The 13,467-nt window shown below is 36.9% G+C and carries 11 protein-coding genes; 1 reads left to right on the top strand and 10 read right to left on the bottom strand.

Annotation, left to right across the window (positions count from 1 at the left end):
• Positions 1 to 46 precede the first annotated feature (46 nt).
• Together B7E04_RS00210 and B7E04_RS00205 are read right to left on the bottom strand one after the other, a co-directional pair.
• On the bottom strand, positions 47 to 1,411 hold the full coding sequence (locus tag B7E04_RS00210) for a T9SS type A sorting domain-containing protein (protein ID WP_080776612.1): 1,365 nt from the start codon (positions 1,409 to 1,411) through the stop codon (positions 47 to 49).
• A gap of 2 nt (positions 1,412 to 1,413) precedes the next feature.
• Positions 1,414 to 1,905 carry a hypothetical protein gene (locus B7E04_RS00205; RefSeq protein ID WP_080776611.1) on the bottom strand — a complete coding sequence of 164 codons (492 nt, stop codon included), beginning with the start codon at positions 1,903 to 1,905 and terminating at the stop codon, positions 1,414 to 1,416.
• 102 nt (positions 1,906 to 2,007) lie between these two features.
• Between B7E04_RS00205 and ruvC the strand changes: the two genes are divergently transcribed.
• Positions 2,008 to 2,562: a crossover junction endodeoxyribonuclease RuvC gene (gene ruvC, locus B7E04_RS00200; protein WP_062653915.1), complete on the top strand. Its 555-nt coding sequence runs from the start codon at positions 2,008 to 2,010 to the stop codon at positions 2,560 to 2,562.
• 191 nt (positions 2,563 to 2,753) lie between these two features.
• Here ruvC and B7E04_RS22720 read toward each other — a convergent pair whose 3' ends face one another.
• The 8 genes from B7E04_RS22720 to B7E04_RS00165 form a co-directional block, all read right to left on the bottom strand.
• Positions 2,754 to 2,888, bottom strand: a complete 135-nt coding sequence (locus B7E04_RS22720; RefSeq protein WP_449384821.1) for a bacteriocin-like protein — start codon at positions 2,886 to 2,888, stop codon at positions 2,754 to 2,756.
• A gap of 369 nt (positions 2,889 to 3,257) precedes the next feature.
• Positions 3,258 to 3,620 carry a hypothetical protein gene (locus tag B7E04_RS00195; protein ID WP_080776610.1) on the bottom strand — a complete coding sequence of 121 codons (363 nt, stop codon included), beginning with the start codon at positions 3,618 to 3,620 and terminating at the stop codon, positions 3,258 to 3,260.
• Between the two features lie 189 nt (positions 3,621 to 3,809).
• Complete coding sequence (locus B7E04_RS00190; protein ID WP_080776609.1) at positions 3,810 to 4,340, bottom strand: hypothetical protein; 531 nt, start codon at positions 4,338 to 4,340, stop codon at positions 3,810 to 3,812.
• A gap of 230 nt (positions 4,341 to 4,570) precedes the next feature.
• Positions 4,571 to 4,936, bottom strand: a complete 366-nt coding sequence (locus B7E04_RS00185; protein WP_080776608.1) for a hypothetical protein — start codon at positions 4,934 to 4,936, stop codon at positions 4,571 to 4,573.
• Positions 4,937 to 4,938: 2 nt separating this feature from the next.
• A complete protein-coding gene (locus B7E04_RS00180; protein ID WP_080776607.1) occupies positions 4,939 to 7,206 on the bottom strand; it encodes an RHS repeat-associated core domain-containing protein in 2,268 nt (755 codons plus the stop codon).
• A gap of 11 nt (positions 7,207 to 7,217) precedes the next feature.
• Positions 7,218 to 8,471, bottom strand: a complete 1,254-nt coding sequence (locus B7E04_RS00175; RefSeq protein ID WP_080776606.1) for a DUF6443 domain-containing protein — start codon at positions 8,469 to 8,471, stop codon at positions 7,218 to 7,220.
• Positions 8,472 to 8,479: 8 nt separating this feature from the next.
• Complete coding sequence (locus tag B7E04_RS00170) at positions 8,480 to 11,662, bottom strand: hypothetical protein (protein WP_139785297.1); 3,183 nt, start codon at positions 11,660 to 11,662, stop codon at positions 8,480 to 8,482.
• 1 nt (position 11,663) lies between these two features.
• Complete coding sequence (locus tag B7E04_RS00165; protein WP_080776604.1) at positions 11,664 to 13,283, bottom strand: T9SS type A sorting domain-containing protein; 1,620 nt, start codon at positions 13,281 to 13,283, stop codon at positions 11,664 to 11,666.
• Positions 13,284 to 13,467: the final 184 nt, after the last annotated feature.

The raw sequence follows: 13,467 nt of genomic DNA, 5'->3' as shown, positions 1-13,467 counted from the left end.
AAATGCCGGCTATTTCAGCCGGCATTTTTGTGACAAATTTTAAATATTATTCTTTGATAATTTTCTGTGAAATAATCATTCCATTATTTTCGTACACATTGACGAAATAGGTTCCTGCAGGAAGATTTTTAATGTCTACCCAGAGTGTTGATTGATCTTTGAGCTCATACTTTCCGCGGATCAGTTTTCCGGAACTGTCATATAAATCCACCCTCGTATTTCTCGAAAAATCCTGTTTTCCTTTGATAAAAAATTCACCGTCTGAAGGGTTGGGATATATGCTGTATCTTCTTTCTTCTGCTTTTACCTCAGTCATTTTAAGGCTTGCAGATTTATTCAGTGTCCAGGTGACATTCGTAAAATGTACGGTACTGTGATTATTCACCTTAAGTGACGGATTATTATCATTAACTGAAAAGAGGAGCGTATTATTTCCCACATTCAGCTGGGAAGGGGAAACAGTGAGTGAATTGGAAGTAGAGGAAAGAAGTGTTCCGTTCAGTTTCCAGGAATTAACCAGCGTATTGGGGATCGGCAGGATTTCATTAACCGTAAATGTTACATTGGCATTGGCATTAACCGTTGATGTATTGGCCGGCGTATAGGAATCCACCGGAGATACCAGGGAATGAATTTTTTCAATAATTGCCTCTTTACATACTGAGCAGAACTGCTGATTCAGATATCTCATCTCACAGCTTTGGTGAGGCCGAAACCAGGAAGGACTCTCCGCATGGGAATATACTCCTATTCCATTGGTTCCCACCCAGTTTTTCCACTTGATGGTTGTGGGATTTGAAGTCTGGGTTTTGTTGGCAGATTCTCCGGAACCGGCAAACCAATACTCGTCAGCCAGTTTCCCAAAGGAATGCCCCAGTTCATGAACCACAATTTCATTGGCAGATCCGTTGAGTGAAGCAAATGCATAAGTACCGCCACACCCTCCATACTCTGTAGAATTGCCCAACACATAGGTTATATCATAATCGGGAATATTGGCTGCCAGGACCTGACCTACCTTATTTGTGGTACTGCTGTAAATACAACGGTGGACCCCAAAATCAAAGGAAGATCCCAGGTAATTGTTAGGATTTGAAACCGGAATTACAGGCTCTGTTACATCCGTAGCAGTTCCCGGATGCTTTACTCCGGAAGCAGTGGAAACAACTTTCACAGCATAGGCGTTGAAGTAATTTTTGTATTCTGTATAAGGACTTTTTGAAAAAAGATAATTAACAGTAGACTGCGCTGATGAAACAAATGAACTCTGCTGGGCTGTGGTAAAACCGTCGCCTAATACCGCGATAACAATCCGTTTGTCATTCGATCCATTCTGAACAAGGGGAACCGTTTCAAATGTCTGAGCAGCACAGAAGCTGCTGATGAATAAAGCCAGTACAATTTTTTTCATGGTTATAGTTTTTGAGTGAATAAAAGCTCTGTTCCCGATTCGGTTACTTTTTCGATTTTTACCGTTCTGATCTTCTCAGAGTACACATATCTTACACTGAATTCTGCATCCTGAAGATTTATTCTTTTTCTGCTGATTCCTTCTTTTTCATACACTTCCATTTCCGGATAAAGCGGATTTTTAACCAGCTGTTTTGCTATTTCTTTCCCCTCTGAATCTGAAACAATCACCATAAGATCACCGGTTTCCACTTCACTGCGATCGAAAGCAGGAATGAATTTCAACTTTCCGGCAGCAATTTTCTTTTCCTGCAGAACAATTCTGTCTTTTCCGGAAGCTTCTTTATCCGCCTTAAAAAACAAATACAAAATCTTATTTTCTTTCCGGACCTCAGCACCCAAAGCCCTGTTACGAAGATCACCCAACGCAGTACTTTTCTGAAAACTGCACAGAAACAGTATGGGAACAATAAAAAAATTAAATAGAATTTTCATAGCATCTTTTTATTTTAAAGTTATAAATATTTCCCAAAAATTTGAATATTTTCTTAAAAAATTCCTCCGATAAAAAAGTTCAGAATGCCGTATCTTTGAACCATGATTTCAGAGAAGATAATTTTAGGCATCGATCCGGGGACCACTATTATGGGTTTCGGTATTATTTCCGTAATAAAAGGAAAAATGGAAATGGTCTCCATCCACGAACTGATCCTGAAAAAATACCCGAATCATGAAACCAAGCTGAAATATATTTTTGATAAGACCTTGGCCCTGATTGACGAGTATCATCCTGATGAAGTAGCTCTTGAAGCTCCTTTCTACGGAAAAAACGTACAGAGTATGCTTAAGTTAGGCCGCGCCCAGGGTGTGGCGATGGCGGCAAGCCTTTACAGGAACATCCCCATCACAGAATACTCGCCCAAAAAGATCAAAATGGCCATCACCGGAAACGGAAATGCCAGCAAGGAACAGGTAGCCGGAATGCTGCAAAACCTCCTGAAACTGAAAGAATTCCCCACCAAATATTTAGATGCCTCCGATGGTTTAGCTGTCGCAGTATGCCATCATTTTAATTCCGGAACTATTGCGGATACGAAATCTTATACCGGATGGGAGAGTTTTCTGAAGCAGAATCCGGGGAGGGTGAAGTAAAATCTAATCTTAATTAAAAATGCTGAACTTACATTCACCATTCATTGCCCCTGATTTCTCCGGAAAGAAAAGAACCTAATAAAACAAAGATAGCTGTCGGTTTATTCCGGCAGCTATCCTGTAAATTATTAATAATTTTATCCTACTAACCTGTAATGTTTTGTTTATTCAGGACTAGTCACATGTTGAATTTATAAGCAACAGGTTCTTTCGTTAGGAATGCATCCTCCTACAGGTGAGCACCAGTAATGATTTTTTGGACATACCGAGGCTGCACCTTTAATTGATTTTAAATCTTCTTTTGAAATTTTCTTAAAATTTTTCATAATATTCTAGTTTGTAATTGACTACTAATATATTAATAATTTTAATTTGTCTGAAAAAAGGGAAGTTTACCATTTTCTTACGGGAGAAAAAAACCAGGACATTTTTTTATGCTTATTTTAGAGGCTGGCACAAGCGAGGACGCTTGCGCCAGCGGGGGAAACGCTTGTGTTAGTGGGGTTTATGTACCACGGTTTTTATTATTTTTTCTTCAATACCAAATTTTTGCATTCAAATTTTATTTTTTTATATCCAACATTTTTAGGGAATTTCATAGAGATTTTTAATATGGTTAAAACCTTTTATAAAATATAAAGTCTGCCGCAATTGCGGCAGACTTTATATTTTCTTATCTACTTATACAAAAGATATTATTTTATTATGCAGATATTTTGATCCTTCTCTAAAGTATAATAATGGTTGTATTTAATTATGGTGGAATCATTTAAAATATATTCATTGGGAGATTCAACACCATGTTGTATTAAATCACTAACCGGAATTATTTTTAAGGAATACCTTTTTCCTAGTTTAATTTTCTTACAATTTTTAGAAGTGCTTTCTTTAAATACTTCTACAATATCATTATTCTCGGTTATTAATATACTAACTTCCTTATTTTCTTTAAAAGAGACTATTTTCCTTGTTATATGAATGGGTTTTGAGCTAATAATTACATTGTTAGTTTGACAACCGTAAATAAATAAAATAAATATAAAAACTATATTTTTCATAGAATTAATTTATGTAAAGTCTATTTTGGTAACTTTTGCAATTAAATTTAGTTCAGTTTCTCTTTGACTATGTACATTAATAGGCAAGAGAAAACAACCTAAAATAATTTGTAACAATATTTTCATTACGGAGTAGTTTGAAGTGACGATAAACTTAACTGTTTTCAGACAAGCAAAAAGATAGTATTCCTAGTCTGTTTCTAAATTATATATATCTCCACCTTCTTTTGTACATTGTATGAATATTTGTTTTGGAATACTATCTTTCAAACTTATTTTGGTCGTTTGATTACAACTCCCATTGTTATATTTAAAAATCAAACCTTCATCGTCAATATTACTGGGTACTGCATCTGCAGAACCTAAATTATAAAAGCCTAAAAGCTTATTATGTACAGTATAAATATAAACTTGTCCGTTCCCTCTCTTGGAGTCCTCATAAATACCGGTATAATGAACAGAGTTTAAAATTTTTAAAGTATCCTTTTTAGGAGTAGTGATATTCCCCAAATAAGTAACTACTTGCTCATCAATTTCTTTTCCTTTTTTTGTAAATCCAAAATCTTGATTAAATGTGTTTTGTTCTAAAACTAATAGTCTACAACGCTCATAATAGTCCAATCTGGTTTCAATAACTTTATTGTTACCATTTTGCTGTAGATCTGATTTATTACAACTCGTAAATAAAATTACAAGTAAACTCAAAAAAAATCTTTTCATATTTTAATAATCTGAGGGTTTAGGTTTTTTAGATTCTTGTTGCATTTGTAATATTTTTTTTGATAGTATTGTGTTCTACATCTTTAAATATAACATTTCTCATAATTAAATAATAAAAACCACTGCGAAAACAGTGGTCTATTTTTACAAAGATATGAGGTTTTTTGAGGGCTTAAAGTCAGGAGTCTTTACGCAACAGGGACTTTTTGCTCACGAACTTCAATAGCATTTTAATCTTCGGACTTATAGAAATTTAATATTTCTCCAGTATTTTTATTAATGTTAATATAAATCTTACAATATCTGCAATTATAATTCTTTACAACAATATGCCAAACCTTATTATCTGCAATTGAACTTATTTGATAGGGCTTTGACCTTTCAGGATCTAATAACTCTCTTTTACCTATAAGAAGATCTGTATATTCTATAACCATTTTTTCGTCAGGTATAATGTCTGTACCATAACGATCTACAATTTTACACGGAAGTTGATCTTTCGCTCTGTTTTTATCCTTACACTTCCCATCTTTATTTTTTTGTGCTAAAGCACATAAAGGAAGGAAACATAAAACTATTAAAACTTTTTTTAACATAATTAATATCTTTTAGGTTGTTCAGGATCAAACCCATTAGGTAATACATTCGGCATATTTGTTGGTGCAATATTATTTAATCTTAAAGATTTGGAACTAGGATCTGATGGTAAACTACTATCCACTGGAATATCATAATTTTTCACAGGAATTCCAGCAGCATCTTTCTTTGCAGAATTAGAATTGTTACTTACTCCTGGAATAAATTCCCTCAAACCTCCATCTGGAGTTGCAACATATCCTGTAACAGGTTTTCCTAAGCCATTGTCTTCTTTCTTACCATTACTATCAAATAGAGTATTTTTGTAACTATTAACATCCCTTCCTGAAAACTGATTTGCTGAACTATAATCTTTCCCATCCATCTTTATAACGTCCATATCTCCAGCATGTGTATGACCATCACCTACAATCTCTCCTAATTTTGATACTTCAGCAACTTGATCGGGAGTTATCCCACTTGTCATACCTTGAGAACCCATTTCAGGGATAGAGTAACTATAATAAACTTCTCCACTTTTATCTACTGCTTTATAAAAAAGAGTACTAACTTCAGCATTATAATTAATAGATAACCCATTGTATTGTTTACCAAAATCAATCGCTGCCGATCTGAGATTTTTAAATTTATCTCCAGGATCCATAACTTGCATTCCGTCGGGATCAATAAATCTTATTGGGTTATTCACAGTATAGCTATAAGTTGAAAACCTACGATATTGTTCCGCCAATGGATCTACCACACCCCATCTTCCCAGATCCGGCATATACATTCTCGCCCCATAATCGTACATCCCAGTCTCTTGCAATTCCTTCCCATTATATTTATACTGATAAACATTCTGATTCGTTGCAGTATAGTTATGTAACAATCCAAAAGGATAATAATTATCTACTTCTACAATTTCACCAGGCTTCCATTCTCCTAAACATCCTATTTTAGGAAGACAAACGGAAGTATTATAGCTTCTTGGCTGGATGATTCCGTCTGCGTTTGTATCCGTATAGCTTAATCTTACATTTCCCAGGTGATCTGTAAAATTATAAACATACTTGTTAAGAAGAGCATCATAATACCCTTCAGAAGTAGGAATTATTCTCAGTTTTAATTCAGGAACCTCATTGGGGTCTGGATGATAAGTTCCGAACCCGTCCCATGATTCAATTTGAAACGTAGATTTATACTGAAATCCGTCCAGATAATGGGTCTCTAAATCTCCAAAGAGCTTCTTTAGCTTTACTCCATCTGCTCTGTACAGATAATTAGTCACCTTTGAGTTTTGGCTAATTTGCTTAGGTAAATTTAAATAATTATACTCAATGGAAGAAATTCCCTTATCTAAATTTTTGGTCATATTTCCGTTTCCACTGATACTCCCATTATCGTATTCAATGGTATTAGGAGTAACCACATAAGGATATCCTGAAGGATTCTGCTGCTCGTCGGTAACCTTAGTCAGCCTGTTTCCGGTGTAATCATACCTAAGATTATCTATGCCTAATGCTACAGTACTTCCCGGAAGTACTCCTCCAGATCTTTTCAGCCTTGTGATATTTCCGTTAAGGTCATAATCCAGTTTTTCAAAATATTCTTTTGCCGATCCATTACCAGCTTTCTGATAGAATCCTGCTGATAACCTGTTTAAAGGATCATATACATAACCATACCTTTTCAGTGGCTCATTTTCTTCTGTTAAGGTTTTCCAGGATACTTCTGCAATATTCCCGTTATATTTTGGTTTCACTTTTAAATCAAGAAAATCTGAATTGGGAGTTTCCAAACCTTCCACATGGTTATAATTAATCTTATATCCGAAAAGATCTGTTCCTAAATTGGCAGGCTCATTAATCTGAGTCATCCAGCCTCTGATATTGTATTTGTAATCTACGGTCTGAAGTGCAGACCCTAATGCTATTCCACCTACTTTCTTGGATTCAAGCTGGGAAAGTTCATTGTAGGTATTCTGCACCAGAATTTCCTCAGGATTGCTGTCCACTTTATGTTTATGGACAAGAGGCCTGTTCTGATGATCATATGTAAAGGTTTCAGTAATCACTCTTTCCGTATCTGTATCCAGCCTTTTATGTTTGGTAACAACAGTTTGTGGAGTTCCTGAAAAATCTAGTTTTGATTCTCTTTTGGTGTAGCCTCCCAAATGATTAACAGAATGGGTTCCTACCACCCGGCCTTTGATATCGTACCACGTGTAGTTTCTGGTCCATCCATAATCACTGGCTTCGGTATTTTTTACATAACTGGCAGTAAGCATCCCTTTTGTACTTATCGTAGAATTTTGAGCATTTTCCTGTAAAACATCAGTTCCAGGATCTGGGATGGAACGGCCGGTGATCCCGCCGGGTAGGTATCATAATAAGTAAGACTCAGGAAATTATATACCTTATCATATTGAGGATAACCGGAGCTGACAGAATAATAAACGTCCATTCCGCTGTAGTTCACAGAAACAGAAGGTAGCCGGATCTCATTATTGCTGCCCTTGGTGTCTGCATAATTCTGTTCTTCTAACCGGGAGATTCCCACCACCTGAGAGCTTCCCATAGCCTGAGATATTCCGGTCATGATCACTCTTGAAAACTGATCATATTTAGTGTACAGCCATTGACCTTTTTTTCGCAATTCGGCATCCTGGGTAGCGACTAATCTGTCCTGCTTGTCATACACCATAGATTCCCAGCCCTTACCCGGAAGTTTCTTTTCTACCAAACGGTTTCTGCCATCATAACGGTACTGGTAGCATAAATCATTCAACAACGTTTCGGTTATGGTTTGATTGACAGCCTTAGGGGGAATAACAAATGCCAGCTGGTTATATTCATTATACACATAATAGGTATCTGCATATTCCGTATCAGAGATCATTTTTCTTACCAGGATTGTCTGTCCTTCACCATTTTTATACTCATAGGTTTTATTTCCATCTTCATCTGTAACGGCGTTTCTGTATAACTGATTGGCAGCATAGGCGGAAGAAAAGCTAAGGCCGGATTTTGTAGCATTATTCTCCCAAATGGTGGTGGTGACAAACTTATAGACATCATTTCCTATATTAGCTCCATATTCGAACTTAACAGGCTTATTAGTCCATGCAGTTCCCACCTGTTTCTGTTCCAGAATTCTGTCTAAAGGTGAGTTTTCGAGTACTTTTTCTGAATAGATCTTTTCTGAGCCGTAAATATCGGGCTGGGTAGCATTGGCCAGTGAAGAAGGTACAATTCCTCCATTCAGAGTTCCTGCCTGTGGAACAGGTAAAAAATCTAATACCTGTCTTCCAAACTGATCATATTCTATATGGGTAACGACATCCCTTCCTTTGGGGGAGGCTTTCACATTAACAACCTGTTTGGGTCTGCCTAATCCATCCAAATACTGAACGGTTTCCAAAGTTTTGGTAGGCGTTGTTCCATTGTAGTCCAGGTAAGTTTTGGACTGGATATAGTTTTCTCCCTGGGTAAGCTGGGCATGAGCTGAATGAGCTATCAGCAGCAGTCCGATGGGGATGATGAGTTTTTTCATATCTGTGTTTAGTTTTTGTAGTTGTATTTGTATTCTTTAACGATTTTGTATACCGGATTTCCTGCTGCATCTTTATCCAGCTGCTTTACTTCTTTCAGTCGATTGGCAGTGTCGTAAACATATACCTCTCTGATCCCGGACGGCGGAGTAATGCTGGTTACCCCGATTAAAGGATCATAAGTGTAGGTGCTAATCTGATAGATTGATAAGGCTGCATTATTTCTGAACAGATCCAAAGCTGAAACTAATGCCTGTTCTGAAGCATCAGTTCCCAACTGGGCATCATTATTTGATATGCTAACAATATTGTCTATTAATGTTTGAGAAATATCTGAGAGTTTTGCGCCTTCTATTTTGGCGATAGGCTGTGTGTTACTGTACCCCCAGATGATGGTGGTGGAAAGACCGTCTTTTGAGGTGTACTGCTGGAGGTTTCCTTTGGAATCATATTTATCATAAGTAACCTCGGTGGATGCGGCTGTTCCTGTCTGAAGATCATAAGAAAGATCAGAGCTAGGAAATAGATTCAAAGGGGCGTCATACTTTGTTTCCGTCTTTGAAACTGTTTTGTTATTTTTCTTAATTTCAGTTTCTAAAGGAATTCCAACCATATGGGCATTGATCAGCTTTGTGTTGTTTTTCTCGTAGGCATATTGATATCTGGTTTGTATATCAGAATCAGGAAATATGGTATTAACAACCAGCGGATTAATGTGCTTATAGGAAGTATCATAGGAATAGTTGGTGATCTCATTGAAATTTTTATCTTCCAGATATTGGGTGGAAATAGTCTTTGTTTTTTTAACCCATGCAGATGTAATTTCATATCTTTCAACATAAAAAACGGCGTTTCGGGACTGGCAGTTTCCGTTGATGTCATACATGCTGCAAACTGCAGACTTCAACCCAATAAAGTAAGGTCTGATCGGAGTATGGGGGAAACCGGCATTATAATCACTTGAAAATTGATTGAAATGATTATCAAATTCATAGGTCATACTGTCCTTTTTGACTAATTTTTTATCTAAATTAAAATACTTTCTATTGAGCAGTACTCCACGTGCAAACTGGTTATTGGCATAGGTAAACAACGGGCTTCTTGCGTTTTTTGGATTGGTGTGGGATCTGTTTAAATATTCTTCAATAATTTCATAGCTTTCAGTTCCGTTATTCACATTTTTAATACGTGATATGACCTTATTATAAACCGTAGGCTTTCCGTTAATGGTTGCAATATTGAAATTTCCTGAATTACTTATTACCAATTGTTCACAGCTGGTTCCTGCATCCTGATTTTCAGCTATTTCCTGAATGTACGAGTAATTAATATCATCAGCCATATATACGCCCGTGGACCTGTTATTCTCATCTTTATAGATGAATTCGGTTTCACGGGTAAGGTTACCGGAATCTGTTTTTCTTATTTTCTGAACCCTGATCCCTCCTACGGATTTGTTATACTGCCTGTTTTGGGATGTTTTCTCAAACCATTGTGCATTTAAGGTGGCATAATGGCTGGCATTCACGTTCCCTGACTTTCTGATCCTTATTTTGTAGGAAGGTTTTTTATCTACTGTTATTTCGTAATCCTTGTTAATCAGAAAGGTTCTGAGAACCGTATTGTTATTGTCAAGCAATTCTCCCACGAAATGTGGTCCCTCAGGCAGAGTACCCTGGTCGCTTTCATCAGGATTGGCACTGCTTTGAAAGGTAATTTTAAAGTTGACTGTGTTTGTATTTCCATTAACACTGAATACACTACCCAGAGGTTCCAGATTCGAAACCATGAAATTTTTCTGCTCAACTTGTGTTTCTATACCTTCAAAATAGAAATCGTCCAGTTCGTACTGAATATCCATTTTCCCTCCGGTGGGGTATTGAATTTCCTTCAAACTAGCTGAAATGGCATAGATAATGTCAGGGTTTTTGTTATCCCCATTACCATACAGCTGATCACCATATTCTACATAAGGAATCCCTGTATTGGTAACTTTTCCGTTATAAAAGCCCACATGATCCGTCTGGTTGGAAAGCCTGTTCGGTAACGGATGATCTTCGTAATACTGCAGTCTGTATTTTGCATTGTTTTTATTATTGATAACTTCCTTTAGTTTCAGTCTTTTCGTAGTATATGGAAGTTCGGACGGGTAACCAGATATAGATGGAAAATCCCCGCTCACAAAATAATCTTTTATCAGGCTGTAATCTTCTACCAATGTATTATTTACAGTTCTTACTTCTACTTTACTTAGTGAGAGTCCGTTATTGATGTCCTCGCGTCCCGTATAGAGAAATTTCAAGATGTTTCCTTCAAAATCAATACTTTGCAATACATTCTCTGAAAGAACATCTGTTTTTGTGACAAATTCCTCGCTGGTTATCCCGTTCTGAACAGTGCATGCTCTGGGAACTTTGATACCTTTATAGTAATTGCTTAAATAACTGTAATTTATATTTGAATAATTGAATTTAATTTCTTTTCCGGAGGTAAGCACAATTTTAGAAATCACAAAATCTGTAGTATGTGTATCATCAGGAGAGGGTATCGAACCTCCTATATTCCGAATCTGATTCCCTGGGATGAAATAATATTTTACCCCTTCGTTATCAGTAACCATAAATGAACCTTCTATTTTTACCGTATTATATGGGATCTGAATAATTTTACCCGCACTGTCAAAATAAAACTCACCTGAGGAACTGCCTGCAGAGTATGAATAAATATCCGGCTGGGTATCATATTTTGTTAATCCATTAAATCCTGTAGCCCTCATAGCAAGATCATAATCGGTAGGGTTACCAGGAACAGGATTAAAACTCACAGGGTTGATATATGGAACTTTCCCTTTGTCTTCTGCACCCATAATTTGTTTGGAAAGTGAAATACCTCCAACTGAGAGCGACCATCCAAGACCCACTTTTGAAGCGGTTTCTTTAACCTTAACTCCTGAAGCATGATATTTTAAAGAAATGGGTAAAGTATAATCTCCTACCTTGATCGTATATAAAGGAATATCAATACCCACTGCTCCCGTATGAGTAGAGGTTGGTATATCTGTATGCTTTGACAACTGGGCCGCATCGGGAGATTTTATAGTTAAATTGTATTTACTATCACCTGTGTTTACTGATTGGGAATACCCAAACGAGTATGCTAATACAACAGAAAATATAATAAGTTTTTTCATCATTTTACTTTTTTATGAGTTTAGCATTCGCCGTTTTATTATTATCCGTCTTTATCGTAACCAGATAAGCCCCCTGAACCAAATTCTGGGTATTTATCTTCGTTACCTTATTCTTCGTCTTCAAGCTCTGCAGCTGTCTTCCACCCATATCATACAATAAAATATCAGCCTCTTTGAATTCGAAGCCTATTTCCACATAAGCATACTCTGAAACCGGATTCGGATAGATTTTAATATCCTGCTTCTCAATCAGCTTATTAATCTGGCTGTCTCCAAGTTTCACAATCTTCCAGTTCTCTTTTCCTAATTCCTCTGCACTGGTTCCTGCAAGGATAATTGAGCCATCCCTGTTCAGCTTAATATCTGAAAGTCTCTCTTCTCTTTTTCTGGATTCTCCTTTCACATGTTTTCTCCACTGCTCATTACCCTCCTGATCCAGATACAGCATCCAGAAGGTTTCATCCTCTGCCTCAATCCTTGCTTCAGCCTGGGTATAACCGCCTAAAAGAATTCCTTTAGAAGACTTATCATCTGCGGAATGAAGCACGCTCGCTCCCATCAGAATATCACGGTTCCCAAAATTGTAAGATTTCTGCCAGATCTCTTCACCTCTTTCATTTAAGGAAATCAGCCACAGGTCCGTTCCCTCTTCAATTCCAACCGATTTATTCCCTGATCGTTCGGATCTGGATTCTCCAGCGATTAAATATCCTGCTGATGTTAAAGCCAGTGTTCTCAGATGATCATCTCCTTTTCCTCCAAAGTTCTTTTCCCATTCTACCTTTCCGGATTTATCAAGTTTTACAATCCAGTAATCGCCTTCACCGAAGTTATCTGAAGATTTTTGTACAGAAATAAAATGTCGGGTGTCGGGTGTATTGGCGCTGCCTGTACTTTGTACATTAGACATTTTACTTTGTACAGCATTACTTCTGGAATAGATCCCCAATAAAGCACCGCCATCTCTGGTTGGAATTATTTTTTCAACTTCATCAAGTCCTTTTCCTCCAAATACGGATTCTGACACAATTTTGCCATCTTTATCAAGCTTTACAATCAAAACATCTTTTGATCCATAGCCTTTAGCTGAATTCTGAACATTCCCGGCGACAAAAAATCCAAAATCTGTAGTTTGGATAACCGATCTTGCTTCCTCATCAGATGCTGATCCTAAAGTTTTCTGCCATAATTCATCTCCGAATTCATTCAGTCTGATCAGCCAGATATCAGAACCGCCTTTGGAATCTTCTTTTTTATCCAGACCTTTCCCGGAATAGGAAGGTCCTGCAATTAAAAATCCTCCTTCCTGCGTGGCAACGGAAGCAGAAAGATAATCGTGATTTTGTCCTGAGAAATATTTTTCCCAGACCTGCTCCCCTTGCTGGTTAAGCTTAACTAAATGGAAATCATAACCGTTATTCTGCTTTCCTGTTCCCTCAGGCTCTCGAAGGGAACCTGTCTGAATAGAACTTCCGGTTATCAGATACTGCTGATCAATAGTTGTGGTTACCTGGCTTAGAAAATCCTGGGTAGAAGATTTGATATCTTTCTGCCATAATACTTCCTGGGCAGACAGCCCAACAAGCGTGCATAAAGTACATGCACCAGCGTAGAATTTCTTCATCTGTTATGTTTTTTTATTTTTAAGATTAGTTTTTATAATTTCCACGGTAAATTTAACCTTTTTTAACATACCACAAATCTCTTTGTTGAGATTTAATATATATAATATCACTGGTTGGTGTATTTTCCATTTTTTACCTCAGCAAGACAAAGGTATTCAGGCAAAGCGACACAACCTGACGTAT

It is taken from the genome of Chryseobacterium phocaeense (assembly GCF_900169075.1).
Classification (GTDB): Bacteria; Bacteroidota; Bacteroidia; order Flavobacteriales; family Weeksellaceae; genus Chryseobacterium; species Chryseobacterium phocaeense.
This window is presented reverse-complemented; position numbering and strand designations above follow the sequence as displayed.